The sequence below is a fragment of the Streptomyces sp. NPDC092045 genome, assembly GCF_044756005.1.
Classification (GTDB): Bacteria; Actinomycetota; Actinomycetes; order Streptomycetales; family Streptomycetaceae; genus Streptomyces.
Genome location: NZ_JBIVSC010000001.1, coordinates 1,351,968 through 1,377,315, shown reverse-complemented (window position 1 = coordinate 1,377,315; position 25,348 = coordinate 1,351,968). Strand labels below are relative to the sequence as shown.

The following is a 25,348-nucleotide window of genomic DNA, read 5'->3' as shown; positions in this document are numbered from 1 at the left end:
CGGAGCGGAGGAATCACCCAGGTGCTCGGTCCTCGTCCTGTCGCCCGAGAGGGTGACTCGCCGTCGTGCCGCGCGCGGTTCACGCCGCCCGGCGGACGGTGACGACGGGGCAGTGCGCGTACGTCATCGCGGCCTGGCTGACCGAGCCCAGGAGCAGGCCGGCGATGCCGCTGCGACCGCGGGCGCCGACGACCAGCAGTCGCGCCGTCCTGCTCGCCTCGATCAGGACCTCGTGCGGCTTGCCGTTCACCAGGTCGTGTCGGACGGTGACGTCCGGATGGGTGTCCGCGCGGCCGGCGAGCGCGCGGGCCAGCGAGCGCGCCGCGGACTCGGAGGTCGTGCCGGGCGGGGCCTTGTCCGGCTGCCAGGCGTGCACCGCCACGAGCCCGGTCCGGCGCCGCGCGGCCTCGGCGAAGGCGACGTCGACGGCCTCCTCGCTGTCCGGAGAGCCGTCGACCCCCAGGAGGACCGGCCCCGTGCCGTCGGACGCCCCGTGTTCCTCTCGGACGGTCATCACGGGGCAGTGGCTGCGGGCGGCCAGGGACACCGGGGTGGAGCCGAGGAGCACGCCCGTGATGCCGCCCAGCCCCCTGGAGCCGACGACCATCAGGTCGGCGGCCTGCGACTCGGCCTCCAGCACGTGCGTCACGTCGCCCGTCACCACGGCCTTGGTCACCGCGAGGTCGGGCGCCGTGCCGAGGGCGTGGACCGCCGCTTCCTGGACCAGGGTCGCGGAAGCGGGGTCAGGCACCACGTACCTGGGCTTGATCGGGACCTCGACGTGGACCACGCGCAGTCTCCCGCCGCGCAGTGCCGCCTCCTCGGCGGCCGCCTCCACGGCGGTGAGGCTCATCGCCGAGCCGTCCACCCCGACCACGACCAGATTGCTCATAGCTGGCTGCTCCACTTCACGCTGCGGGTTCCCAGCCTCGCCCCGTCGGCATGCCGCTGCAATTCCTGCGCCCCCGCGCAGGGCGGGAAGCCGCCGGAGCGGGGGCCGGGTCGGCTCCTGCGGCCCGCGCGCAGCTCCAGCCGCTCCCCCGCGAAGCGTGCGCGGAAGCGGTCGTCGTGCGAGACGGCGACCACCGCCCCCGGGTAGGCCGCGAGCGCGTCCTGAAGGTCCTCGACCAGGTCGAGGGCGAGGTGGTTGGTCGGCTCGTCGAGGACGAGGAGGTCGGCGGGCCGGGTCACCAGGGTCGCGATCTGCAGCCTCCGCCGCTGCCCCACGGACAGGTCGGCGACCGGGACGTGCAGGTCCTCCTCGCGGAACAGGCCCAGGGACAGGAGCCGTTCGGCGTGCTCGTCCGGTGCCCCGGGCCGTCCGGCGGCGAACGCGGCGAGCAGCGGGAGCCGCGTGGAGCGCGCGGGCAGTTCCTGCGCGAGGTGGCCGATCCCGGCGGGGCGGCGTGCCGTGCCCGCGTCCGGCTCCAGGTCGCCCGCCAGGACGCGCAGCAGCGTCGTCTTGCCCGCGCCGTTCTCGCCCGTGACCAGCAGCCGCTGCCCGGGCGCGATCGTCAGGAGCCCGTCCAGGCGCAGCCGTTCCCCGACCCGTACGCCGTCGAGCTCGGCGAGGGGGCCCGGGGCCGGGCCGTCCGCCGTCGGAAGCGCCGTCGGGAGCTCCGTCGAAAGCGTCGTCGTGAAGCGGAGCGGCGCCGGGGGCTTCGGCATCGGGTGGCGCCGCAGCCGGGCCAGGTTCTCGCGGACGGAGCGCACCTGGCCGCCGAGCTTGGCCTCGCTGGACCGGCGGTGCTTGCCGAAGCCCTGTTTCGGGTCGCGGCCGGTGACGGAGAGCCGTCTCGCCGCGGCGTCGAGGAGCTCCTCCGTGCGGGCCACCTCCTCGACCCAGTCCGCGTACCACTGCTCCGCGCCGCGCCGGGCGGCGGCCTTCGCGGAGCGGTAGCCGGCCCAGCCGTCGCCGTACCGGCGCACGGCGCGTTCGTCCCGGTCGACCTCCAGGATCGTGGTGGCGACGCGCTCCAGGAAGCCGCGGTCGTGGGTGACCGCGACGACGGTGCCGCGGTGGGCGCGCAGTTGTTCCGCGAGCCAGTGCGCGGCGGCCGCGTCGAGGTGGTTGGTCGGCTCGTCCAGGAGCAGCAGTTCGGGGGCCGCGGCCAGGACGCAGGCGAGCGCGAGCCGCGCCTGCTCGCCGCCGGACAGGGAGCCGAGCGGGCGGTCGCGGGCGATCCGGGCGAGGCCGAGGGCGTGTGCCGCGGCGTCCACCCGGGCGTCCGCCTCGTATCCGCCGCGCTCCTCGTAGGCGATCAGCAGCTCGCCGTAGGCGGCGAGCTGTTCGTCCGACGCGTCCGCGAGGGTCTCCTCCGCCGCGCGGAGCTCCCGTTCCATGACGCGCAGTTCGGCCAGGGCGAGGTCGACGGCGTCCTGCACGGTGCGGGTCGCGTCGAGGCCGGGGGTCTGGGCGAGGTGGCCGACGCCGCCGGGGAAGGCGACGGTGACCTCCCCGGCGTCCGGCGTCTCGGCCCCGGCGAGCAGCCGCAGCAGGGTGGACTTCCCGGAGCCGTTCTCGCCGACGACGGCGGCCTTCTCGCCCGGCCGGACGGTGAGGGAGACCTGGTCGAGGACGGTACGGGTGCCGTAGGACTTGGTGGCGTTCTTGACGGAGAGCTGTGCCACGGCGGGAGCGGTGGCGGGCAGGCCGGTGGGCGCGCGGTGGCGCATGTGGCTTTCCTCGGGGGCACGAAGGGTCTGCGGGCGGCGGGGACGGCGGCGGCCGTGCCCGGACTCAGACGAAGAAGAGGAAAGCCATGCCCCCACCGTAACAAGACGTGCCGTCTCGTCTCCAGCCGTTTGTTTCGCGCCCCGGACGGGAGCGGGGCTCAGCGCCGCAGCAGGGCGCAGACGAAGTTCTCCTGGACGGTGCGGACCTTGGCCAGCAGCTCCGGCTTGAGGCTCTTGCTGGTCTGGGTGTTGATCGAGAAGGTCAGGGAGCGCCTGCCGTCCGCCGTCGCGGCGGCGAACTGGGTGTAGCCGGGGAAGTTGCCGGTGTGGCCGTAGACGGTGCCGCACCGGGTCTCGTACCGGAAGATCGCCAGTCCGCCCGAGTTGGCCCCGGGGCCGGCGGGCTCCGAGGCGGCGCCGGGGAGGAAGCGGCGCTGCTGGTTCCGCACCTCCTCGGAGAGGTAGCCGCGGCCACCCGCCCAGGCCCGGACGAAGGCGTTCAGGTCCTCGGGGGTGGCCACGATGCCGCCGGAGGCCCACACGCCGGAGGCGCCGAGGGCCTCGCTGATGTCCTCGGGCGGGGCGGGCGGGGTGACGTCGTAGCCGTGCAGGTACGGCCTCGGCATCCGGTAGCCCTGCGGGAGGACGGTCCGCCGCAGGTCGAGGGGCCGGTACACGAGCTGTTCGAGCAGTTGCCCGTACGGGCGGCCGGTCACCGCCTCCGCCATCAGCGCGACGGCGATGTTGTCGGAGTTCGAGTACGCGTACCGCGACCCCGGCGGGAAGAGCAGGCTCCGGTCGGCGACGAAGTCGAGCAGCCGGCGCGAGTCGAAGTGGTGCCTCGGGTCCGCCGTCAGGATCTCCAGGAACGCCGGGGCGGTCGAGAAGTCGGGCAGCCCGCTGGTGTGGCCGAGGAGCTGGCGGAGGGTCACCTCGTGCCAGGCCTTCGGAAGGGCGGGGAGGCGGTGGCCGATCGTGTCGTCCAGGCCGAGGCGGTGCCGGTCGACCAGACGCAGGGCGACCGCGCCGCTGTAGGCCTTGGAGACGCTCGCGAGGCGCGTGTACTCGTCCGCCCGGGGCGGTCTGCCGGTCCTCGTGTCGGCCACGCCGGCCCGGTGGACCGTCGCCCGGTCGCCCGTCTGCATCAGGGCGATCACGCCGGGTGGGCCGCCGGCCGTCCGGACGAGGTCGTCGAGCTGCCGTTGCAGGGCCTTGTCCGGGGACGGGGGCAGGCCGGTCGCCTGTGCGGGACGGCCGGCGCCGCCCAGCGCCAGGGCGCCGGAGAGGGCGCAGACGAGGGCGGCGGCGGACAGGCGCAGCCGTGCGCGGGAACGGGCTCCGGGGCGTGCCGACACGGGGGCTCCTTCTCGGTGGGGCGCCGGGCGGACGGGCGTCCGGCGCGTGGGGTCCGGCCCCAGCATCGGACGCCCCGTCGCCCCGCGCCTTCCCGCTGCTCCATCCGGCCGAGGTCCCGGCTCCGGCTCCGTGTCGCGGGCCGCCCCGCGCGGAAGTCCGCCGCCGCGGCCCGCCTCCGCCGCCGGCCGACGCGTGCTCAGAACGCGAAGGTCTCCCCGCCGTTCAGGGTGACGCCCATGACGCAGGCGTTGGAGAAGGTGTGCTGCCAGGACGTGCGGGTCCCCTCCCAGACGCCGTCCACGGTGACGGTGACGGGGTCGAAGTGCTGCGGGCACGCGCGGTCGGGGTTCGGGGCGGCCAGCAGTCCGTCGAACCCGCCGCCCGCGAACCGGGTCTTGAGTTCGGCGCAGGCGGCCTCCGGGTCGGGGTGCGTGCCGCCGGGGCCGGGCATGCAGCTGAGCGTGGCGGCGCGGAGGACGGTGACCGGGCCGGAGTCGGCGCCCTTGCCGATCGAGAGGACGACGGCGGAGGGGGCGTACAGGCTGGTGGATCCGGCTTCCGCGGCGCCGGCGGTGCCGACGAGACAGAGAAGAGCGGCCGAGAGAATTGCGGCGGAACGACGAAGCACGGGAAGATTCTCTTTCGTATCGAAGGAAGTGAGCGGTGTTTCTCCTGCGTTTCCCGCTCATCTTGCGCTTCGGAGTGTGTCTGACACGCAGAGCTACCGCACCTTCACGACCGTTATTCGGACATCCGGGCTCGGTTATCGGTGATCGGGAGGGCGTCATGGCAGTTCAGGCGCGGTGCGGAGTGCCCTCGGTACGGCTCCGCACGCGCTCCGCGCCGGACGGTTCCCCCTCGTCGGCGGTCGCCGACCTGCTCGCATACGCGTCCGGTTTACCGAACGGCCATTCAGTACGGCCGATTACCGACGCTCCGGACGGCGACCCGGGGCGGGACCGGGCCTCGAACCGGTGACCGGTCACCGGTCACCGGGCGCGGTGGCGCCGTCGGCAGGTCTTCTGTCGCGCTTCTCCCCGGTGGGCCACACTGGCGGGGTGCGCATCGTGATGATGACGGCGGGGTCGCGGGGCGACGTCGCGCCGTACACGGGTCTGGGGGCCGGTCTCGTACGGGCGGGGCACGAGGTGACGCTGGCCGCGCACGCGGTGTTCGAGCCTCTGGTGGCCGGTTCGGGGGTGCGGTTCCGTCCGCTGCCGGTGGACCCCAGGGCCGAGCTGCACTCCGAGCGGGGGCGGCGGCTGCACGACGCGAGGACCGGCGCGGGGAAGCTCGTACGGCTGGTCTCCCTGGCCCGCCGGGCGGCCGACGAGATGACGGCCGCGCTGGTGGAGGCGGCGCGGGAGGGTGACGTCCTGCTGGTCGGCGGGGCGCTGGGGCCGCTCGGGTACGCGATCGCCGAGCGCCTGTCGGTGCCCGCCGTGGGACTGCACCTCCAACCGCTGCACCCCACGGCGGAGTTCCCCGCCCCGGTGCTCGGGACGCGGTCGCTGGGCGCGGTGGGGAACAGGCTGAGCGGGCGGGTCGTCATGACGTCGCTGGAGCTGGTGCTCGCCGGTTCCGTCGGATCGCTGCGGCGGCACGGACTCGGGCCGGCGGTGCGGTCCGGGGACCGTCGGGCGCGGACCGTGCTGCACGGCTACAGCGAGCTCGTCGTCCCCCGCCCCCGGGACTGGCCGGCGGGGCTGGAGACGGCCGGGTACTGGTGGCCGCACGTGACCGGGCGGCTCTCCCCGGAGGTCGAGGACTTCCTCGCCGCCGGGCCGCCCCCGGTCTTCGTCGGTCTGGGCAGCGCCACCGTCCCCGATCCCGGGCGGGTGAGCCGCGCGGTCGTCACCGCGCTGCGCGCGGCGGGGGCGCGCGGCATCGTCCAGCGGGGCTGGGCGGGCCTGGACGCCGGGGGCGACGACGTCCTGGTCGTCGACGAGGTGCCGCACGCGCTGCTGTTCCCCCGGACCGCCGCCGTCGTCCACCACGCGGGAGCCGGCACGACCGGCGCCGTGCTGCGGGCCGGGGTGCCCGCCGTGCCGGTGCCGGTGCAGTTCGACGCCGCCTTCTGGGCCGCCCGGCTGACGGCGCTGGGCACCGCCCCGGGGGTGGTCCCGCTGCGTCGTCTCACCGCGGACTCCCTGACCGTCGCCCTGCGCCGGGCGACGGGGGACGGCTCCTACCGCGCGCGGGCCCGCGCGCTGGCCGAACGGCTGGCCCGGGAGGACGGCGTCGCACCGGTGCTCGCCGCGCTCGACCGGTCGGCGCGCTGACGCGGGGGCTTCCCGGTCGTCCGCCCCGGGGGACGCGGCGCAGCCCGGGAAGACGGCCGGACCCGGGGGAACGACGGGATCCGGGGTGCGACGAAAGCGTCCCGCCCGCCCCCTGGTGGGGACGGGCGGGACGGACGTGCGGGTGCGGGCCGTCGGCTCCCGCTTCCCTTGCTACTTCAGGCCGTTGCTGATCGCCTTCACCAGTTCGCCGTCGACGGTGTCGCCGTTGAACTCCCAGAAGAAGGCGCCGCCCAGGCCCTGGGACTTGGCCCAGGCCATCTTGGTGGTGACGGTGGCCGGGGTGTCGTAGCTCCACCAGTCGCTGCCGCAGTGGGCGTACGCGGTGCCGGCGATCGTGCCGGTGGCCGGGCAGGTGGTCTTCAGGACCTTGTAGTACTGGTTGCCCGGCTCGACGCCGGCCGCGGGGCCGGTCGCGGTGCCGCCGGGGGCGGACTGGGTGACGCCGGTCCAGCCGCGGCCGTAGAAGCCGATGCCGAGCAGCAGCTTGGAGCCGGGGACGCCCTTGGCCTTCAGCTTGGCGATCGCGTCGGCCGAGTTGAAGCCCTGCGCGGGGATGCCGGGGTACGAGGTGAGCGGGGAGTGCGGGGCGGTCGGGCCCTGCGCGGCCCAGGTGCCGAAGTAGTCGTACGTCATCACGTCGTACCAGTCGATGTACTGGGCGGCGCCGCCGTAGTCGGCCGCGTCGAGCTTGCCGCCGTTGGAGCCGTCGGCGGTGATGGCCGCGGTGATCAGGTTGTTGGCGCCGAACTTGGCGCGCATGGCCTGCATCATGTTCTTGATCGAGGCCGGGCCGCTGGTGTCGCAGGTGAGGCCGCAGGCGTTGGGGTACTCCCAGTCCAGGTCGATGCCGTCGAAGACGTCGGCCCAGCGCGGGTCCTCGACCAGGTCGTAGCAGGACTGGGCGAAGGCGGTCGGGTTCTGCACGGCCTGGCCGAAGCCGCCGGACCAGGTCCAGCCGCCGAAGGACCACAGGACCTTGATGTGCGGGTACTGGGCCTTGAGCTTGCGGAGCTGGTTGAAGTGGCCGCGCAGCGGCTGGTCCCACACGTCGGCCTTGCCGTCGACCGACTGGTCGGCGGTGAAGGACTTCTCGTAGTCGGCGTAGGAGTCGCCGACCGTGCACTTGCCGTTCTGCACGTTGCCGAAGGCGTAGTTGATGTGGGTGATCTTCGCCGCGGAGCCGGAGGTGACCAGGTTCTTCACCGTGTAGGGGCCCCAGTTGGTGAAGTAGCCCAGGTTGATCTTGCCGCCGCCGGGGTTCTCGCCGCCACCGCCGCCGGTGGTGCGGACCGCGGTGGAGGCGGAGGCCGGGCCGGTCTGGTCGGCGGTGTCGCGGGCGACGACCGTGTAGGCGTAGTCGGTGCCGGCGGTCAGGCCCGTGTTGGTGTAGGTGGTGCCGGTGACCGTGGCGACGGTGGCTCCGTCGCGCTTGACGTCGTAGTTCTTGACGCCCTTGTCGTCGGTGGCGGCCGCCCAGCTGAGCTTCACCGAGGTGTCGGTGATGTCGCTCGCGGTGGGCTTGCCGGGGGCGGAGGGGGCGTTGTCGCCCGGCTGGGTGGAGCCGTCGCAGGCGGCGCCGTTGAGCTTGCAGCCGCTGGGGGCGCCGGTGCCGGTGCCGTTGAACCCGAAGGAGATGGACGCGCCGGGGGCGAGGGTGCCGTTCCAGCCGAGGTTCTTGGCGGTCCAGTGGTTCGCCGAGTTGGTGACGGTGGCGTCCCAGGCGGAGGTGGCCTTGGTGCCGGTGGGGAAGTCCCACTCGACGGTCCAGGAGGAGAGCGTGGTGGTGCCGGTGTTCTTCACCGTCCACTGGCCCTCGAAGCCCGAGCCCCAGTCGGACTTCTTGGTGTAGGTCGCGGTGGCCGAGGCGGCCGCCTCCGCGGGGGCGGCGAGCCCGACCATGGCGGCCAGGGGGAGGAACAGTGCGGTGACACCCGCGACGGCTCTGGCCCGTCCGCTCCGGGTGACGCTCCGCGGCAGCCGGGTTCGGCGGCTGGGTGTTTCGGTGCTCAACGATGCTCCTCGGATGGGATCCGGGACGTAGGCGGCGATCCGTGACCCGCACGCCCTGCGTCGCCCTGAGTACGTGGTGCCCCGCTCTGCGGTCACCGCAGTGCGTCCCGGCGACACTAAGAAGGTCTGGACCAATCGTCAAGAGGTCTGGACCAGATTCCCCGATCACCGGACGGCGCCAAGTCCCCGTTCCGGGTCACTCCTTGGCGGTCGGCGGAGCCCCGCTTCCGGGAGGCGCGACGGCGTCGTCGGGGGCGGCGAGCAGACCGGCGTCCTGGGCGCGCAGCACCGCGCCGAGCCGGTCCGCGACCCCCAGTTTCCGGTAGAGCGCGTGCAGGTGCTTGTGCACGGTGCGCGGCGAGATGCCGAGGCGGCGCGCCATGGCGTCGGCCGGGAGTCCGGTGGCGAGCAGGTGCAGGACGTTCAGCTCACGGGGCGTCAGCGGCGCCTCCAGGGCCCGGTTGGCCCGGCGCCTCCGGTCGCCGTCCGACGCCTTCTCCCGCAGCGCCTTCAGGAGGGACCGGTGGTTCGTCGCCGCCCTGAGCAGCGGCTGCACCCGCGTGGCGTACCGCAGGTCGTACGGGGAGAAGTCCCTTCCCGGGCGGTGCACCACGAACCCGCTGACGTACGGGCCGGCTCCGGGGAACGGTATGCCGAGCATGTGCCGCGTGCCGAAGGCCCGGTGCAGGGCGTCGGCCGTCGCGCTGTGCCGCCAGGCCCGTGCTCCGGTGATGCGCGCGGCGCTCTGCGGGGTCATGTCCCCGCCGGGCCCGTAGTGGCCGGCGAAGGGGTAGCCCTCCCGGATGCGGCGCCGGACCGACTCGTCGTCGTGGTGCCCGGGGCGCGCCGGGGGCGACCGGAGCACGACGGCGCCCCGCTCCCGCGTCCAGGGCTCCTCCTTGAGCACGACCAGCTCCGCGTCGAGCGCCGTGAGCAGCTCCTCGGCGAGCAGGTGCCAGACGTGCTCCGGGTCTTCGGCGCCCATCACCTCGACCGCCAGATCCAGCATCCGCGCATGCCGTTCCCGCATGACCGCTTCCCCCGAAACCCCTGGTGGACCGTGTCGTGCCACGGTAACCGGCCGTCGTCCATACGCAGTTGTGCCCATGGTCCGGCCGCCCGGTCCACGTCATGATCGGACACCGGCGCACTCGCCGCCACCGTCCCGGAGCGACTCGAAGCCTCCGGCGGCGGCTCGGGGGCGGGGCGCGCCGCGTCAGCGTGCTGAACGGGGTGGAGCACGGTGAGCGGAGGTCGACGGCCCGCTCGCGTACCCGCTCCGCCGGACGGTACGCGGGCGGCCGCGCCGGGCACCACCGCACCGACCGCCGCCGGTGCCCGGTGGAGGCGCCTCCCACCGGTCGGGGGGGCCGGCCCCCGGCCCGGCGCCCCCCCCCCCCCCCCCGCCCGCCCCCCCCCCCCCGCCCCCCCCCCCGCCCCCCCCCCCCCCCGGCCCCGCGGGCGGTTCGGGGGGCGCCGGCCGGGGGCCCCCCCCCCCCCCCCCCCGCGGGGCCGGGGGGGGGGCCCCCCCCCCGGGGGGGGGCCCGGCCCCGGGGGCGGGCACGCCGCGAGACCGCCGGAGCCGTCAGACCTCGCCGCGCCAGCCGCCGAGGCCGGCCCCGGAGCGGGACTCGATGAACTCCTTGAACCGCTTCAGGTCTCCGGCCACCTGGCGCCGGACGAAGCCCAGCTTGTCCCCGACGGTCTCGGCCACCCCTTCCGGGTCGTGGTCGAGCTGAAGCATGATCTTGGTGGTGTCGGCGTCGATGTAGTGGAACGTCACGACCCCCGCCTGCCTGACCTCACCGCCGACGGTGGTCCAGGCGACGCGCTCGTCGGGGATCTGCTCGGTGATCTCCGCGTCGAACTCCCGCTCCACCCCGTCGATCCTGGTGACCCAGTGGGTGAGGGTGTCGGTGCGCTGCTCGATCCGCTCGACCCCCTCCATGAACGCGGGGAAATCCTCGAACAGCGTCCACTGGTTGTACGCGGCGGTGACCGGGACGCCGACCTCGATGGACTCTTCGACCTTCGACAAGATGTCCTCCTCTTCCGCGGAGCCCGCCGTGGCCGCCGGGGCGGCGACGGGTCCGGTACGTGGTGTCCGCTTCCGTCTGCCACCCGCGCGGCGGTTCATGCGCCCTGGGCGGTCCGCGCGTGCGGGCGGACGCCGTGCTCCGCCAGGATCTCAGCGGCCCTGCTCCGGTGGGCGCGGAAGCGGCGCAGGTACGACCGGGCCATGGGGCCGGGCGGGACGCCCCGGGCGAAGGCCCGCATGTTGCGCCCGCCCGTGTTGTAGCCGAGGGCGAGCAGTTCGTCGCGGGTGTAGCGGCGCACGTGGCGCTCCGGGAGGCTCCGGTCGAGGTCCTTCAGGTGCAGGGCGGCGGCGCGGACGGCGAAGGCCGGGTCGTCGCGCAGGTCCTGCCACCGCTCCGACAGGCCGTGCTCCCGGCGGACCCGCTCGAACGTCGCGCGGTGCATGTTGGCCAGCCCGAAGGACGCCCCGGGCTTCCACCACTGCCACAGCCGCTCCAGCAGGGGGTGGTGCGGCTTGTACGCCTCGTTGTGGAGCACGGTCATCACGAGCAGCGGGGAGACGCCGGCCTCCTCCGCGCCGCTCAGCACGTACGGGGTGTAGTCGCCCGGATCGTAACCGCCGGGCCTCAGGGGCGGCGTCCGGGCCGCGTCGCGGCCCTCCGGCCGGATCCCTCGTGCCGTCATCGGTGCAGGCTTACCGACCGTGCTCATGCGTCCTCGTCATCCGTTCGTCCGTTCCGTCGTTCCCGGCCGTCCCGGGAAGCCGGGCGCGTGCCGTCACGAGGTGCGCGTGCCCGTGCGGTCGGGCCTCAATCCGTCGCGCCACGGAGGGGTGCGGAACTCCTGCGGAAACGGCCTTTCACGCCGTCCGGCCGGGCTTCCCGGCGATCGGCGGGCGAGAGGAGGGGTCGGGAGCGGATTCGCGGGCACTCGCACCGGTGTGAGGATCATCGGTGAGGGGACCGCGCCCGGCACGGGCGTCCGGAGGACCTACGCGGCCACCGCCGCGGCCGTGGTCGCGACCGCCGTGGCCGGAGCCCGCGCGGTGGACGCGGACAGCCCGTGGTACAGGTCGCTCGACAAGCCGCCCTGACAGCCGCCCTCCTGGGCGTTCGGCGCCGTCTGGACCCCCTTGTACGCGTCGCTCGCCTGGGCCGGCGGGCGGGGGCTCACCAGGGCGCGAGGTACGCGGCGCACGGCACTGGCCGTCACCCTGGGGGCCGATCTGGTGCTGAACGCCGCCTGGAACCACCTGTTCTTCCGCAGGCGCAGCCCGTGGGCGGGCGTGGCCGGCACCGTGCTGCTGGACGTCTGCAATGTCCGGCTCCTGCGGAGGACGGCCGCCGTGGACCGCCGGGCCGCCGGGGTGCTCGTCCCGTACGCCGCCTGGTGCCTGTTCGCCACCGCCCTGAACCTGTCGCTGGCGCGGCGCAATCCCGCCCGGCGGTAGCCCCGCGGGGCGGGGCGCCGGAAAAACCGGGGGCCGTGTCAGCGCGGCGTCCCCGCGGGCCTCCTCCCCCAGGCGGTGAGCATGCCGGCCGAAAGCGCGGCGCAGTCGTCGGAGTCCAGGTACCTGACCGCCGCGTCGACGCCCTCGTCGTCGACCAGTCCGGTGGCGGTCATGGCCGCCCTGCTCCGTTCCCAGGTCTCGGCCCAGAAGCGGCTGAGGGGGCTGCCGGGCAGCAGCGGCGGCACGTGGATCTCGGCCGCGACGTCCTCCAGCCCCGCCCTCCGCAGCAGGTGCGGGTAGGACGGCACCCAGGAGACGTCGGTGCCGATGGTGGCCCGCAGGCCCCTCCACATCGCCCGCATGGCCGTGGTGTACGGCGTGGCGGGCGTCCGGTCGCTCGTCAGGTCCACCGCGTCGCCGAGGACCAGCACTCCCCCGGGTTCCAAGAGCCCGGCCAGCATCGTGAGCAGGCGGTCGTGGTCGGGCAGGTGCATCAGGACGAAGCGCGCGTGGACGAGCCGGAACCGGCCGGGGGCGAAGTCCGGGGCGGTGGCGTCGGCCTCCAGGACGTCGAGTCCGGCCGTGGGGCGTCCGGCGAGGAAGCGCACGTCGCGGTCCACGGCGAGCACGCTCGCCACTCCCGCCTCTTCCAGCAGACGGCGGGCGATCGTGCCCGTGCCGGCGCCCACGTCGAGGCAGCGCCACCCCGGCCCCGCTCCCAGCGCCCGCAGCCGGCGCACGGTGATGTCGTCGTAGGCGAGCGCGCCGTGGTCGACGCGCGCGTCCTCCCCGGTCCGGTCGGGACGGAAGACGGCTTCGCCGTAGCGGCCGCCGTCGGGGTCAGGCCGCTCGGGCCGGTCCATGCCGGGTGCTCCTCACGTGCCGGAAGGGCGTCGGCCGGTACGTCACGGGCCGGCGCCCCGCCATCCTGCACCGGTGGGGCCGCGCCCGGCCGAGGCGCGCCGTACCGGACGGTCCCGGTCCGCCGGACGGCCCGGCACGGTTCCCCGTCCGGCCCCGCGGTCCGTCGACGGGGCCGTTTGCGGCCCCGGAGAGCGGGCAGGCGGAGGGGCGTCCACGGCGGAGGTCCGGGGACGACGAGGGGGTGTCCACATGGTCGAGGCGAATGCGCCGGAGGAGACCAGGGCGGTGTTCGGCGAGTTCGACACCGACGACGACTGGTTGCTCGACGTCCACGAGTTCGGTGGCGCCGTGGAACGGGTGACGGGGCGGACGTTCGACCCCGACGCGCTGCGGCGCCTTTTCCGCGGGGCGGACGTCGACGGCGACGGCCTGGTCTCGCTTCCCGAGTTCGAAGGGTGCCTGAAGGGGCTGTGAGTCAGCCGGTTCGCGGGACGGGTCCGCCCGTCCCGCGAACCGGTGACCGGCGGCGGACGGGCGGGGACCGGGATCAGAGGTCGCTGTCGATGCCGGTGACCGTCGGCGTCCCCAGGGGGGCGTCGTCCTCCGCGATCCCCGCCTTCCTCAGCGCGTCCGAGACGAGTCGCGCGGCGTCCAGTTCGGCCTCGTACCGGTCGGTGGCCTCGACTTCGAGTCGGACCGAGAACATGCCGCCGTCGTTCAGCGTGAGGAGGTTCAGGCCTTCGCTCTCGCTCACGTCGGTGTGCTGCGGGGACAGCTCTCTTTCGAGGGCCGAGCGCGCGGAGTCGGTGATGCCCGAGGTGAACGTGCCGGGAACGGTGATGACGAACGTGGTCATGGTGACTCCTCGCGGGGACGCGGCCGTGGGTGCCGTACCGCCTTCCCCATTCTCCGTGATGAATCCGTCTCGGACGATTTCCGGCTCCGGGCGGCGTACCGGGAGCAGGTTGCGCGGACCGGTCTCAGGCGCTCGCGTGCCGGGGGGAGGCCGTCCGTCGCGGTGCGGCGTGGTGCGCCGGGCCGCGCGCGGTGGTGCTCCGGAGGCTGCGCAGCCACAGGGTGGCCGTGCACAGCAGACCGGCGAAGAGCGCCAGGAGGCCCATGGAGACCCACATCTGCCGGGTGCCCGGGTGCGTCCACGCCGTCCAGGTCGCCGCGACGGCCCACAACAGGACGGCCATCGCGTAGAAACCGCGGATCCGGCGCAGCTGGCGCGCGGCCCGCAGGGAGGTGAGGTGATCTGTCTTCGCTGCCATGGCGGGCCGTGTACCCCGAGCCGTGCGATTCATCGGCGGTTCCGCGCGGTGATTCCCGGAGCCGGGCCCGGGAAGGGGGCGGAACCCCCCGGCCTCCCGCGGAACGGCCGGGAGGGCACCCGGAGCCCGGGGGGCGGGACGGGGCCCGTCGACGGGCCCCGTCCGGAGTGCTTTCCGGAGGGCCGGGGCCGGAGGGAGCCGGGGCCGATGCCGTCCGGGTCGCGGCCGGAGCACACGCCCGGCGGGCTTCACGTCGTCGTCGGCGGCCGGCGGTGGCGCGCCACCGATCCGGACGTTCCCCCGGAGCCGGCCGCGAGGCTGCGCGCCCGTCCGACGGCGGCCCGCCGCGCCGTGGCCGCGGCGCGGCGGAAGGACGACGCGGAGGCCGAACGCGCCGCGCGGGCGCGGGCGCACACGGCGAAGGTGGCGCTCGGGGAGCGCGGGGAGCCGTGGTGGGAGCAGGGCCCGGCGGAGCGGAAGGCCCGCTGGAGCAGGGGGTTGGCGGCCCCCGGCGGATGACGCGGGGCCCGTCCGGCGGCGGGAGGGGGACGGGTGCCGGGCCGGGATCGACTGTCAGTGGCGGGTGGGAGGGTTGGAGCATCCAGTCGGGAACGAACGCGGGGGAACCGTCATGTCCGGAAACCAGAACTACATCAATCACGTCGCCCTCGTCCTGGACGCCAGTTCGTCCATGTCGCACCTGAGCCGCAAGGTCGTCGAGGTCGCCGACCGTCAGATCGCCTACCTGGCCCGCCGGTCGAAGGAACTGGACCAGGAGACCCGGGTCACGGTGTACGTCTTCGCGGACAAGGTGGAGTGCGTCGTCTACGACAAGGACGTGCTGCGGATGCCGTCCCTGAAGCAGCTGTACCGGGTCGGCGGGATGACGTCCCTGCTGGCCGCCGCGCTGAAGTCGCAGGGGGAGCTGGCGCAGACGGCCCAGCTGTACGGCGACCACAGCTTCCTGACGTTCGTGCTGACCGACGGTCAGGAGAACGCCAGCCACCGCTGCCCGGACGCCCCGTCCAAAGACCCGCGCGAGCTGGTGGGGGCCGTGGCCGGGATGATCGGGACGCAGCCGGACAACTGGACGCTGGCCGTCCTCGTGCCGGACCAGATGGGCAGGCGGGAGGCGATGCAGTGCGGCTTCCCGAAGGAGAACGTCGCCGTCTGGGACGCCACCAGCACCCAGGGCCTGGAGGAGGCCGGGCAGGTCATCCAGGAGGCCACCGAGAAGTTCATGGTGGGCCGCACCAAGGGCATCCGGGGATCGCGGGCAGTGTTCTCCACGGGCGCGGAGGCGGTCAACAAGGACACCGTCGAGGCGGCCGGCCTCACCCCCGCGGACCCGTCGACGTACCACCTCGTGCCCGTGGAGCACGACGCGGCCATCCGGGACCGGGTCGTCGAGTCCGGCCACGCCTACCGCACCGGCTGCGCCTTCTACCAGCTGAGCAAGTCGGAGAAGGTGCAGGCGCGGAAGCGGATCGCGGTGCTGGAGAAGAAGACGGACCGGGTGTACACGGGGCCCGAGGCCCGGGCGCTGCTCGGCCTGCCGGACGTGGAGGTGCGGGTCAGGCCGGACCACAACAACGACTTCACCATCTTCGTGCAGAGCACCAGCGTGAACCGCAAGCTCGTGGCGAACACGCGACTCCTGGTGATGGTCTGACGCCGTAGGCGCGGGAGGGACGGCGGCGACGCCGGACCGACCGGTGAGATCCCGGTCGCACCGCTGTCTACGGTCCCGGCGGCCGGGCATGCGGACAGCATGGAGACGAAAGTCGGTTCGAACGGAAAGGCCGGAGGGCGGGGTGGCGCGGGCCGGTCGCGGAGCCCGTCCACCGCTGTCGGCGGCACGTCCCGCCCGCACTCTCCGCCGGGCCCGGCACGGTCACCCCTGGCTTCCCGAACCATCCGAAGAGGACTCGCATGACTCTCATGGAACAGCACCACAGACCCGCCGCGGCCCGCGTCCAGCGGCTGCGCCGGCGGCTGGAGCGGCTGATCGGCGTCGCCGCCACGGAGGGGAACGAGCTCCTGGCGCTGCGCAACGGCGACCAGATCTTCCCCGCCATGCTCGACGCCATCAGGTCGGCCGAGCACACCATCGACATGATGACCTTCGTCTACTGGCGCGGGCAGATCGCCCGTGACTTCGCCGTCGCGCTCGCCGAGCGCGCCGCCGCCGGCGTGCGGGTGCGCCTGCTCCTGGACGGCTTCGGCGCGATGCGGATCGAGCAGGACCTCCTCGACCGGATGGGCGAGGCGGGCGTGCGGGTCGCCTGGTTCCGCAAGCCGCTGTGGCTGTCGCCGCTCAAGCAGAACCACCGCTGCCACCGCAAGGCGCTGATCGTCGACGAGCACACGGCGTTCACGGGCGGCGTGGGCATCGCCGAGGAGTGGTGCGGCGACGCCCGGAACGCCCGCGAGTGGCGCGACACGCACGTCCGGGTGCGCGGTCCGGCGGTGGACGGCATCGCCGCGGCCTTCTCGCAGAACTGGGCCGAGTGCCACGACGAGCTGTACGACGACCGGGACCGGTTCACTGGGCACGAACAGTCCGGGGACTGCGTCGTGCAGGTGATCCGCGGCTCGGCGAGCATCGGCTGGCAGGACATGCAGACCCTGATCAGGGTGATGCTCACGAGCGCCGAGGAGCGCTTCCGGCTGGCCACCGCCTACTTCGCCCCGGACACCTACTTCGTGGACCTGCTGTGCGCGACCGCGCGCCGCGGCGTCACCGTGGAGATCCTGCTGCCCGGACCGCACACCGATCAGCGGGCCTGCCGGCTGGCGGGGCAGTACCACTACGAACGCCTGCTGGAGGCGGGGGTGACCATCCACCAGTTCCAGCCGACGATGATGCACGCCAAGATCATGACGGTCGACGGGGTGGCCGCGCTGATCGGCTCGACCAATTTCAACCGGCGTTCCATGAGCCACGACGAGGAGGTGATGCTGGCCGTCCTCGACGAGGACTTCACCGCCGGTCTCGACCGGGACTTCGAGGACGACATGCGGCGCAGTTCCCCGGTCGATCCCACCCGCTGGCGTCGGCGCGCCGTCCCCCAGCGGATGCGGGAGGCGGCCGTGCTGCCCATCCGCCGGTTCCTCTGACGCGTCGTCTTCTCGGCCGGTCCGGCCGGGAAGACGGAACCGCCCGCCGGTCCGTGGCGCCTCGCGGACGGAGCGCCGCCCGCCGGAACCGCCGTGGCGGGGGCGGGGCCCGGATCAGCGCCGTGCGTCGTCCAGGCCCGTGGAACGGGTGGGGAACGCGGCGTGCTCCGCGCGGGCCGAAGCCGGGAGGACGGTCCCGCCCCGGTGGCCGGCGTCGCGGTCCGGCGCGAAGGGGAAGTGGGCGACGATCCGCTTCCCCTCGCCGTGCGGGGCGACCACGACCCTGTCGCTGACCGTGTGGACCATGCGCAGCCCGTGGCCGCCGATCCGGGTCGGATCGGGCTCCTTCGGCGTCGGCACGTCCCCGGAGGTGTCCCACACCGTGATCGTGAGTTCGTCGCCGGACAGCCGCAGGACCAGGCCGCAGGGGCCCGGGGCGTGCAGGGCGGCGTTGGTGACGAGTTCGCTGACGGCGAGTTCCGCGTCCAGGGCGAGGGAGGCGGGCACCGCCGCGCGCCCGGACCGCGCGGCCCGGGCCAGGAGGGCGCGCAGGGCGTGACGGGCTTCGGCCGCGTGGACCGCCCCGTCCTCCCAGGCGGCTTCGTGACGCAGCACGGTGCGCTCGTCCGTTTCCGGCTCACCTGCCTTCTGCTTCCCGGGCGGGATGACCATATGAGGATCTTTCGTCGCGTCTGTCGCTCTTCGGTACTTGCGTACTCCCGCGCCTACCCCGGTGCCGACCGCACACACCGTGGTCCGCTCCGGGTGCCGCCGAACAGGGTACGCGGTCGCCTCCGTACCGCGCAGGCGCGCTGCCGGACGGCCGCCGGCCGGGTGGGATCCGGTCGGCGGCCTCCTCCGGCGTACGTCCCGTGGTCAGTGGGCCGGGGGGTGCTCCCCCGGGCCCTGCCGGGCGGGAGCCAGGGGGGTGGGAGAGAGGACGGTCGTCTCCTCCCCCGGTTCCAGGAGGGTGTCCGCCGCTCCGACGATGAGGGGGTCGGGCGTGCCGACCGCCTCCTCGTCCTTGTTCGCGTAGTCGATGCGGGACAGGAGGCTGCGCATGGCTTCGAGGCGGCCCCGCCGCTTGTCGTTGTTCTTGACCACGGTCCAGGGCGCGTGCTCGGTGTCCGTCGCCCGGAACATGGCGACCTTCGCGGTGGTGTAGTCGTCCCAGCGGTCGAGGGAGGCGAGGTCCGTGGGCGAGAGCTTCCACTGCCGCACCGGGTCGACCTGGCGGATGGCGAAGCGGGTGCGCTGCTCGGCCCGGGAGACGGAGAACCAGAACTTCACGAGGTGGGTCCCGTCCTCGACCAGCATGCGTTCGAAGAGCGGGCACTGGTGGAGGAACAGCGCGTACTCCTCGTCGGTGCAGAAGTGCATCACCCGCTCGACGCCGGCCCGGTTGTACCAGGAGCGGTCGAAGAAGACGATCTCGCCGGGGCCCGGGAGGTGGGCCACGTAGCGCTGGAAGTACCACTGTCCGGCCTCGCGCTCGGTCGGCTTGTCGAGGGCGACGATCCGGGCGCCGCGCGGGTTGAGCCGTTCGGTGAACCGCTGGATGGTGCCGCCCTTGCCCGCGGCGTCCCGTCCCTCGCACAGCACCGTGATCCGGGCGCCGGTCTCCTTGGCCCAGCGCTGCAGCTTGAGCATCTCGATCTGGAGGATCCGCTTCTGCCGTTCGTACTCGGCGCGGCGCACCTTGCGGGTGTACGGGTAGTTCTCCCGCCACGTGCGGATGGGCTCGCCCCCGGGGCCGAGCAGGAGCGGCTGCTCGGGCCGGCTGGTGTCCACGCTGAGTCCTTCGAGCAGGTCCGGTCCGGCGTCCCGGTCCTGCCGGTCGCCTCCGCCGCCCGTACCGTCCACGCCGGTCATCGCGTACTCCGCTCCTTCGGTGAATCCTGACAAGTCCTTCCGGAACCGGTGTGTACCCGGTGGTTCCGATCTCACCGGTCCCGCGGTCGCCGGTGTCACCCGGCCGGTCGCCGCGATCGGTCGCCGTCGTCCTGCGGGCGGTCGTCGTCGTCCCGCGGCCGGGATCAGGAGGTGCTGACCCCGCTGCGGGCCAGGGCGAACACCCCGGCGACGATCAGCGCGACGCCGGCCAGCTGGGGCAGCAGCCACCAGCCCGTACGGATGTGCTCCTCGTACAGGAGGACGCCCAGGGCCAGGCTCACCGTGGCGTCGCCGAGGGTGAGGGCGGGCTGGGAGGCCACGAGCGGGCCGCCCTGCATGGCGTGTTCGAGCAGCAGGAGGGCCGCGATCCCCGCCCCGCAGAAGGCGTAGGTCTGCCAGGCCGTCAGGAAGGCGCCGAGCCCGCCCTCGTCGAGGACGTGCACGGACGTCTTCATGAGGGCGGCGGTGAGCGCGTAGCAGATCGCGGTGGCGGCGCCGAGGCAGCCCGCCCTGGCCCGGCCGGGCGGTCGGCGCAGCCCGGTGGCGGTGAGCGCCACCACGGCGACGGCGCAGGCCACCAGGACCGGCACCCAGTGCTCCAGCGGGACGCGGGTGCGGTTGCCGGTGGGCGAGGCGGCGGCGAGGGCCGTCCCGAGTCCGGCCACGACCGCCGCGACGGCCGCCCAGAGGCGGGCGGGCAGCCGTTCGCGCGCCACCAGGGAGGCGATGAGGAGGGCGAGGGGCAGTTCGAGGACGAAGAGGGGCTGGACGAGGGCCAGCGGTCCGGTCGCGAGGGCCGCCGCCTGTCCGACGCCGGCGGCGATGACGGCGAGGATGCCCGCCAGCCAGAGCGGGCGGCGCAGCAGGTCGAGGATCAGTCCGGGCCGGAAGGAGTCGGACCGCGGGACGGTGAGCGCGGCACGCCGCTGGAGCACCGTGGCCAGCGCGTTGCTGAACGCGGCGAAGAGGGAGAAGAGGACCGGCAGGACGACGCCCATGCACCGATCCTGACCGGGCGGCGGCCGTACGGGCGCGGCGACACCGGCCGGGCGCCCGTACGGGGGAACGGGCCGGGGACCCGGTCGGGCCAATGCCGGATCCTGGTCGGGCGAATGTGGGGCGCTCCGGGGTGCCCGGCGCCGCCGCGGTGGTACGTCGTCGGTCATGCAGCCAGGCCCGCCGCCCCAGGTGGCCCCGTTCCTCCGCACGGCCGCCGCGTACGCGTGGCGGCTGCTCGTCGTCGGCGCCCTCGTCTACGCCCTGTTCGCCCTGCTCGGGCGGTTCCACGAGATCGGGGTGGCGGTGTTCCTGGGGCTGGTCGTCACCGCGCTGCTGCGGCCGGTCGCGGACGTCGTCGCCCGGGGGCTGCCCCGGTCGGCGGCGGTCGCCCTCACCCTGCTGGGCGGCGTCGCGCTGGTCCTGGGGGTGCTCACACTGGTCGGCGAGGCGGTGGCGGACCGGCGGACGACGCTGGTGCGGGAGTTCCGGGACGGCGTCGGACGGATCGAGCGCTGGCTGGAGCGGCCGCCGTTCCGGCTGGATCCCGAGGCGCTGTCGGACGTGCAGGAGAGGATCGGGCAGTTCCTCTCCAGCCACCGTTCGGCGCTGGTCAGCGACGCGGTGAGCGGGGCGCACCATCTGGTGGCGGTGCTGACGACGCTGGCGCTCGCGCTGTTCTCCTCGGTGTTCTTCCTCCACTCGGGCGACCGCCAGTGGGCGTGGTTCCGGGAGCAGTTGCCGGTGTCCCTGCGGGGGCGGGCGGAGATCGGCGGGCGGGCGGCGTGGCGCACGTTCACCGGCTACACGCACGGGATCGTGCTCGTGGCCGCGACGAACGCGGTGCTCGTGGGCATCGCGCTGTGGCTGCTCGGGGTGCCGCTCGCGGTCCCGCTGGCGCTCCTGGAGTTCGTGGCCGCGTTCGTCCCGCTGATCGGTTCGCCGGTCGCCCTCGCGATCGCCGCGGTCGTCGCCCTGGCGGCCAAGGGCCCGTTCGTCGCGGCGGTCGTGATCGCCCTGATCGTGGTGATCGGCCAGATCGAGGGGCACCTGCTGCATCCGCTGGTGATGAGCTGGGCCGTGCGGCTGCATCCGCTGGTGGTGGCGATCTCGGTGATCGCGGGTTCGATCGCGGCCGGCATCGTGGGCGCGGTGGTGGCGGTGCCGCTGGTGTCGGTGGTGTGGTCGGTGATCACGGCGCTGCGGGAGGCCCGGGCGGCGGAACGGCTCGCGGGCGGGGGCGGTCCCGAGCCGGGCCCCGGGTCCGGGAGCGAGGGCGGCCGTGAGCCGGGCCCGGGATCCGGAAGCGGGGGTGGCCGCGAGCCGGGCCCCGAGTCCGGAGGCGGGACGGGTCCAAAGCCGGCGCCAGGACCCTCTTCCGGGAGCGGGGCCGGGCTCGGAGCGGGTGCCGGGGGCGCGGCCGGCACCGGAACCGGCGCCGGGTGAAGCCGGAGGAATGGCCGCGTGAAGCGGAGGTGTCGTTCCGCTGCCGTCACCGGTCCGACAAATGACGGTGGTCGCGGCGGGTTGACGCGCGTCGACCGGACCGCCACTCTCTGAGTGCCCGCGCCGTGGATCACGTCCCCGGCGCGCCCGCACCCCCGGACCCCGTCCGCATCCGTTCCGTGAGGCATTGGAGGCCCGATGGCCGACCGCACCGCACGCTCCCTGCCCCTGCGCTTTCTTCTCTCTATTGTCATGCTCATGTCCGCATCGCTGGCCGGGGTGGTGGCCACCGCGGGCACCGCGCAGGCCGACGGCTGCTACACCTGGTCGCGCACCCTCTCCCAGGGGGCGTCCGGCGCCGACGTCACGGCGCTCCAGATCCGCGTGGCCGGCTACCCCGGCTACGGCGCGGTGCTCGGCATCGACGGCTCCTACGGGCCGGCGACCGCCGCCGCCGTCAAGCGCTTCCAGGCCGCCTACGGACTGGCCGCCGACGGCGTCGCGGGCCCCGCGACGTTCGGCAAGATCTACGCGCTCCAGGACGACGACTGCACCCCCGTCCACTTCTCCTACGCGGAGCTGAACAACTGCAACAGCACCTGGGCCGGGGGCGCGGTGAGCGCGGCCACGGCCAAGTCCAACGCCCTGCGCACCATGTGGAAGCTGGAGGCCCTGCGACACGCCCTCGGCGACCAGTCCATCCGCGTCACCAGCGGCTTCCGGAGCCAGGCCTGCAACAGCGCCGTCGGCGGGGCCTCCTCCAGCCGCCACCTGTACGGTGACGCGGCCGACCTCGGCGCCGGGCCCCACTCGCTGTGCCGACTCGCCCAGCAGGCCCGCAACCACGGCTTCAACGGCATCCTCGGACCGGGCTACCCGGGCCACGGCGACCACGCCCACGTCGACCACCGGCCCAGCCGCTTCTGGTCCGCCTCCAGCTGCGGCATCTGATCCGCCGGCGGCCCGCGTTCCCCCCGGAGCGCGGGCCACGGCGACCGCGGACGCCACGCCGGAGCGGCCCGGACGGATCCGGCGCATGTCCCGCCCCCGGCGGGTAACACGGCGGCAATGACGAACGCACACGACGTGGGGGGCAGACCGGGCCGCGCGCTCCTGCTGCTGCCCGTGCAGGCGGCCCTGGTCGCCGTCCTGGGACTGCTGGTCACCGGGCCCCTGGCCGCACACCCGCCGCTGTCCGCGGAGGACGGCGTCAACCGCGCCCTGGCCGTCCACCGCACCCCTTCCGCGACCTGGCTCACCGACTGGCTGTCCCTGGTGGCCGACACGCAGACCGTGATCGGCCTGACGCTGCTCTGCGTGCTGGGCCTGCTCCTCGTGCCCCGGGTCCCCCTGTGGTGGGAGGCGGGGTTCCTGGCCGTGTCCGTGGCCGCGCAGTCCGCGGTCTTCCTGCTCGTCACCATCGTCGTGGAACGCGCCCGTCCCGACGTGCCCCACCTGGACGGGGCGCCGCCGACGTCCAGCTTCCCCTCCGGCCACGTCGGGGCCTCCGTGGCGCTCTACGGCGGCCTCGCCGTGCTCGCGGCCCGGCACCTGAGGGGCCTGTGGCGGAACCTCGTGGTGGGGCTCCTGCTCCTGGTCCCGCTGGCCGTGGCGTTCTCCCGGCTGTACCGGGGCATGCACCACCCCTCCGACGTGGTGGCGGGGATCCTGAACGGCGCCTGCACGCTGCTGCTCGTGGGGTCCGCGCTGCTGTCGAACGCCCGGAAGGACGAGACGGCCCCGGAGCCGGCCGTCCTCGGCGCGCGGCGGGCCGTCGTCGTGCGCCACCCGCACGCGTGCGGCGACGAGACCGCCGCCCGGGTGCGGGCCGTACTGCGCCGCCACGGGTACACGGAGCAGCGCTGGACCGACACGACGCCCGAGGATCCCTCGGGCGCCTTGGCCGCCCATGTGACCGGGAGGGAGACGGGACCGGCCGGATCGGTCGGATCGGCCGGATCGGCCGGGTCTACGAATCCCGTCGGTCCGGTCAGTACGGCCAGCCCGGTCGATCCGGTCGGTAAGGCCAGCCCGGTCGGTACGGCCGGTCCGGTCGAGCCGTCGGATTCCGTCGTTCCGACAGGGCCCGTCGAGCCGCTCGACCTCGTCGTCGTCTGCGGCGGGGACGGGACGGTGCGCGCCTGCGCCGACGTGGTGGCCGGGACCGGGATCCCGCTCGCGATCGTGCCCTGCGGCACCGGGAACCTCCTCGCCCGCAACCTGGACCTGCCGACCGAACCGGTGGCCGCCCTGCGGGAGTCCCTGTCCGGGCGGGCCGTCGGGCTCGACGTGGGCCGGATACGGGGCGACGGACTCGCCCCGACCCGGTTCGCGGTCATGGCGGGCGCCGGGTTCGACGCCGCCATGGTCCGGGACGCCTCGCCGCGGCTCAAGGAACGCCTGGGCTGGGCCGCGTACGTGCTCTCGGCCGCGCGGCACCTGCGGGACCCCCGGATGCGGCTGTCGATCCGGCTCGACGGGGGCGCCCCGCTGGAGCGGCGGGCCCGCATGGTCGTCATCGGCAACGTCGGCGCCCTCCAGGGCGGGCTGCCGCTGCTGCCGGAGGCCCGGCCCGACAGCGGCCGCCTGGAGGTCGTCCTGCTCGACCCGCGCGGAGTGACCGGCTGGCTCGCCGCCGCCGGGTACCTCGCCTCCCGCGTGCCGGGCGGACGGGCCCCGCAGGCCTCCGGCACGCGGGAGCGGACCGCCGCGCACGGCGCGCTGGAGTACTTCGGCGCGGAACGCGTCGACCTCCGCTTCGCCCGTCCCCAGCCGCGCGAGCTCGACGGCGACGTCCTCCCGGCGGGCACCCGGCTGACGGCGGAGGTCGAGCCCGGGGCGCTGCGGGTGTACCTGCCCGCGCCGGCGCGGATCGGCGCGCCGGCCGCGAGCGGGAAGAGCGAGCGGGAGACGAAGGACGGGAAGGAGGCGGAGCAGCATGGGCACCGCGACGCGCGTACCGCAGCTCGGTGAGGTCAGGGCCGTGGAGGCCGAGCTGCGCCTGCAGGGCGAGACCCTGTCCGGGGAGGACGCCTGGGCCACGCTCCGCCGCTACGGGGGCTGGGCGCTCGTCCGGGACTCCTTCGTGCGGTTCCGCTACGCCGACGGGTTCAGCCACTCCCGGGCCCTGGCCCTGCAGACCGTCCTGGCGATCCTCCCCTTCGCCATCGCGGTCATAGGACTGTCGGGCGTGCTGCACACCGAGGACGTCGGGCGGATCGCCGAGCTGCTGATACGCCGGATCAGCGGCCCCAGCCAGGACGTCGTGGACGACGCCCTGCGGGCGAGCCGGCGGCACGCCGGGGACGGCGGCGCGCTGGCCCTCTGGTTCGGCCTGCTGTTCTCGATCTCCAACGTCACCACCGGCATGTGCCAGGTGGAGCGCGGCGCCAACCGCATCTACGGCGTCGAGCGCGACCGGCCGTTCCTCCACAAGTACGTCCGCGGCCTCGTGATGTCGGTGCTGGCCGGACTGCCCCTCGGACTGAGCTTCTGCGTCACCGTCCTGGGCTCCGACCTGAGCCACGCCCTGATCCAGGTGTACGACCTGGCGCCGGGGACGCGCCTGGCGTGGGACCTGCTGCGCTGGCCCATCGGCATCCTGCTGGCCGTCCTCGCGACCAGCGTCGTCTTCCGCCGCTCGCCCCGGCGCCCCCAGCCGGGCCACACCTGGCTGGCCTTCGGCGCCACCGTCCACCTGCTGCTGTGGCTGGGCGCGACCTGGGGCCTGAGCCTGTACGTCGGCTCCGGCGGCTCCTTCACCACCGTGTACGGCCCGCTGAGCGCGTTCGTCGCACTGCTCCTGTGGTCGTACCTCACGTCGCTGTCCCTCTTCCTGGGCCTGTCCTTCGCGGCCCAGCTGGAGGCCGTACGGGCGGGGGTCGACGCCCCGGTCAGCGAGGACCCCGGAGTCTGAACGGCTC

Annotated in this window: 23 protein-coding genes and 2 pseudogenes; 11 read left to right on the top strand and 14 right to left on the bottom strand. The window is 74.4% G+C overall.

Translation table 11 applies throughout. The features are described from left to right. Nucleotides 1-79 precede the first annotated feature (79 nt). From ACIQKA_RS05920 to ACIQKA_RS05905, 4 genes are all read right to left on the bottom strand, one after another. Nucleotides 80-892: a universal stress protein gene (locus ACIQKA_RS05920; RefSeq protein ID WP_402540111.1), complete on the bottom strand. Its 813-nt coding sequence runs from the start codon at nucleotides 890-892 to the stop codon at nucleotides 80-82. Then, nucleotides 889-2,676, bottom strand: coding sequence for a ribosomal protection-like ABC-F family protein (abc-f, locus tag ACIQKA_RS05915; RefSeq protein ID WP_402540109.1), 1,788 nt, complete (start codon nucleotides 2,674-2,676; stop codon nucleotides 889-891). Before abc-f ends, ACIQKA_RS05920 begins: the two co-directional genes overlap by 4 nt. Nucleotides 2,677-2,834: 158 nt before the next feature. Continuing rightward, nucleotides 2,835-4,031, bottom strand: coding sequence for a serine hydrolase domain-containing protein (locus tag ACIQKA_RS05910; RefSeq protein WP_402540107.1), 1,197 nt, complete (start codon nucleotides 4,029-4,031; stop codon nucleotides 2,835-2,837). A gap of 197 nt (nucleotides 4,032-4,228) precedes the next feature. Next, complete coding sequence (locus ACIQKA_RS05905; protein WP_383152007.1) at nucleotides 4,229-4,660, bottom strand: subtilase-type protease inhibitor; 432 nt, start codon at nucleotides 4,658-4,660, stop codon at nucleotides 4,229-4,231. A gap of 445 nt (nucleotides 4,661-5,105) precedes the next feature. Between ACIQKA_RS05905 and ACIQKA_RS05900 the strand changes: the two genes are divergently transcribed. After that, nucleotides 5,106-6,314 carry a glycosyltransferase gene (locus tag ACIQKA_RS05900; RefSeq protein ID WP_383152017.1) on the top strand — a complete coding sequence of 403 codons (1,209 nt, stop codon included), beginning with the start codon at nucleotides 5,106-5,108 and terminating at the stop codon, nucleotides 6,312-6,314. Nucleotides 6,315-6,485: 171 nt separating this feature from the next. On the opposite strand, the gene ACIQKA_RS05895 is transcribed toward ACIQKA_RS05900, so the two are convergent. The 4 genes from ACIQKA_RS05895 to ACIQKA_RS05880 all read right to left on the bottom strand — a co-directional run bounded on the left by ACIQKA_RS05895 (nucleotide 6,486) and on the right by ACIQKA_RS05880 (nucleotide 11,066). Further along, nucleotides 6,486-8,345: a glycosyl hydrolase family 18 protein gene (locus ACIQKA_RS05895; protein WP_383152008.1), complete on the bottom strand. Its 1,860-nt coding sequence runs from the start codon at nucleotides 8,343-8,345 to the stop codon at nucleotides 6,486-6,488. A gap of 196 nt (nucleotides 8,346-8,541) precedes the next feature. Further along, on the bottom strand, nucleotides 8,542-9,375 hold the full coding sequence (locus ACIQKA_RS05890) for a response regulator transcription factor (protein ID WP_383444247.1): 834 nt from the start codon (nucleotides 9,373-9,375) through the stop codon (nucleotides 8,542-8,544). Between the two features lie 555 nt (nucleotides 9,376-9,930). Beyond that, on the bottom strand, nucleotides 9,931-10,383 hold the full coding sequence (locus ACIQKA_RS05885; protein WP_383153591.1) for an SRPBCC family protein: 453 nt from the start codon (nucleotides 10,381-10,383) through the stop codon (nucleotides 9,931-9,933). 95 nt (nucleotides 10,384-10,478) lie between these two features. Continuing rightward, entirely contained in the window at nucleotides 10,479-11,066 is a 588-nt protein-coding gene (locus ACIQKA_RS05880) for a lytic transglycosylase domain-containing protein (protein ID WP_383153588.1), read from the bottom strand. A 256-nt stretch (nucleotides 11,067-11,322) separates the two neighbouring features. Here ACIQKA_RS05880 and ACIQKA_RS05875 point away from each other — a divergent pair, with 256 nt between their 5' ends. Next, a complete protein-coding gene (locus tag ACIQKA_RS05875) occupies nucleotides 11,323-11,475 on the top strand; it encodes a hypothetical protein (RefSeq protein WP_402540106.1) in 153 nt (50 codons plus the stop codon). 12 nt (nucleotides 11,476-11,487) lie between these two features. Further along, a pseudogene (locus ACIQKA_RS05870) lies at nucleotides 11,488-11,832 on the top strand (TspO/MBR family protein); the annotation flags it as partial. A gap of 38 nt (nucleotides 11,833-11,870) precedes the next feature. Here ACIQKA_RS05870 and ACIQKA_RS05865 read toward each other — a convergent pair. Continuing rightward, the gene (locus ACIQKA_RS05865) at nucleotides 11,871-12,695 is read right to left on the bottom strand and encodes a class I SAM-dependent methyltransferase (protein ID WP_402540104.1); all 825 of its coding nucleotides are present in this window, start codon (nucleotides 12,693-12,695) and stop codon (nucleotides 11,871-11,873) included. Nucleotides 12,696-12,945: 250 nt separating this feature from the next. On the opposite strand from ACIQKA_RS05865, the gene ACIQKA_RS05860 reads away from it, so the two are divergent. Further along, nucleotides 12,946-13,170 carry an EF-hand domain-containing protein gene (locus tag ACIQKA_RS05860; RefSeq protein ID WP_383153582.1) on the top strand — a complete coding sequence of 75 codons (225 nt, stop codon included), beginning with the start codon at nucleotides 12,946-12,948 and terminating at the stop codon, nucleotides 13,168-13,170. 73 nt (nucleotides 13,171-13,243) lie between these two features. On the opposite strand, the gene ACIQKA_RS05855 is transcribed toward ACIQKA_RS05860, so the two are convergent. Next, nucleotides 13,244-13,552 (bottom strand): hypothetical protein, encoded by a 309-nt coding sequence (locus ACIQKA_RS05855; protein WP_383153580.1) that lies wholly within the window; start codon nucleotides 13,550-13,552, stop codon nucleotides 13,244-13,246. Nucleotides 13,553-13,676: 124 nt separating this feature from the next. Further along, nucleotides 13,677-13,970, bottom strand: a complete 294-nt coding sequence (locus ACIQKA_RS05850; protein ID WP_391095127.1) for a hypothetical protein — start codon at nucleotides 13,968-13,970, stop codon at nucleotides 13,677-13,679. 207 nt (nucleotides 13,971-14,177) lie between these two features. On the opposite strand from ACIQKA_RS05850, the gene ACIQKA_RS05845 reads away from it, so the two are divergent. The 3 genes from ACIQKA_RS05845 (at nucleotide 14,178) to ACIQKA_RS05835 (ending at nucleotide 17,090) form a co-directional block, all read left to right on the top strand. Beyond that, nucleotides 14,178-14,489: a hypothetical protein gene (locus tag ACIQKA_RS05845; RefSeq protein ID WP_391095125.1), complete on the top strand. Its 312-nt coding sequence runs from the start codon at nucleotides 14,178-14,180 to the stop codon at nucleotides 14,487-14,489. Nucleotides 14,490-14,601: 112 nt separating this feature from the next. After that, nucleotides 14,602-15,642, top strand: coding sequence for a vWA domain-containing protein (locus ACIQKA_RS05840; protein WP_402540102.1), 1,041 nt, complete (start codon nucleotides 14,602-14,604; stop codon nucleotides 15,640-15,642). A gap of 260 nt (nucleotides 15,643-15,902) precedes the next feature. After that, on the top strand, nucleotides 15,903-17,090 hold the full coding sequence (locus ACIQKA_RS05835; protein ID WP_383153571.1) for a phosphatidylserine/phosphatidylglycerophosphate/cardiolipin synthase family protein: 1,188 nt from the start codon (nucleotides 15,903-15,905) through the stop codon (nucleotides 17,088-17,090). A gap of 114 nt (nucleotides 17,091-17,204) precedes the next feature. On the opposite strand, the gene ACIQKA_RS05830 is transcribed toward ACIQKA_RS05835, so the two are convergent. The 3 genes from ACIQKA_RS05830 to ACIQKA_RS05820 all read right to left on the bottom strand — a co-directional run bounded on the left by ACIQKA_RS05830 (nucleotide 17,205) and on the right by ACIQKA_RS05820 (nucleotide 19,981). Further along, on the bottom strand, nucleotides 17,205-17,762 hold the full coding sequence (locus ACIQKA_RS05830) for an ATP-binding protein (RefSeq protein ID WP_391095123.1): 558 nt from the start codon (nucleotides 17,760-17,762) through the stop codon (nucleotides 17,205-17,207). A gap of 204 nt (nucleotides 17,763-17,966) precedes the next feature. Beyond that, on the bottom strand, nucleotides 17,967-18,962 hold the full coding sequence (gene ppk2, locus ACIQKA_RS05825) for a polyphosphate kinase 2 (RefSeq protein ID WP_383153566.1): 996 nt from the start codon (nucleotides 18,960-18,962) through the stop codon (nucleotides 17,967-17,969). Between the two features lie 164 nt (nucleotides 18,963-19,126). Next, complete coding sequence (locus tag ACIQKA_RS05820; protein ID WP_383153565.1) at nucleotides 19,127-19,981, bottom strand: DMT family transporter; 855 nt, start codon at nucleotides 19,979-19,981, stop codon at nucleotides 19,127-19,129. 166 nt (nucleotides 19,982-20,147) lie between these two features. On the opposite strand from ACIQKA_RS05820, the pseudogene ACIQKA_RS05815 reads away from it, so the two are divergent. The 4 genes and pseudogenes from ACIQKA_RS05815 to ACIQKA_RS05800 all read left to right on the top strand — a co-directional run. Next, nucleotides 20,148-21,194: pseudogene (locus tag ACIQKA_RS05815) on the top strand (AI-2E family transporter); the annotation flags it as partial. Between the two features lie 429 nt (nucleotides 21,195-21,623). Further along, the gene (locus tag ACIQKA_RS05810) at nucleotides 21,624-22,376 is read left to right on the top strand and encodes a D-Ala-D-Ala carboxypeptidase family metallohydrolase (protein WP_383153564.1); all 753 of its coding nucleotides are present in this window, start codon (nucleotides 21,624-21,626) and stop codon (nucleotides 22,374-22,376) included. Between the two features lie 117 nt (nucleotides 22,377-22,493). After that, the gene (locus tag ACIQKA_RS05805) at nucleotides 22,494-24,398 is read left to right on the top strand and encodes a phosphatase PAP2 family protein (RefSeq protein ID WP_402540098.1); all 1,905 of its coding nucleotides are present in this window, start codon (nucleotides 22,494-22,496) and stop codon (nucleotides 24,396-24,398) included. Beyond that, nucleotides 24,364-25,341 (top strand): YihY/virulence factor BrkB family protein, encoded by a 978-nt coding sequence (locus ACIQKA_RS05800; protein WP_383429983.1) that lies wholly within the window; start codon nucleotides 24,364-24,366, stop codon nucleotides 25,339-25,341. Before ACIQKA_RS05805 ends, ACIQKA_RS05800 begins: the two co-directional genes overlap by 35 nt. Nucleotides 25,342-25,348 lie beyond the last annotated feature (7 nt).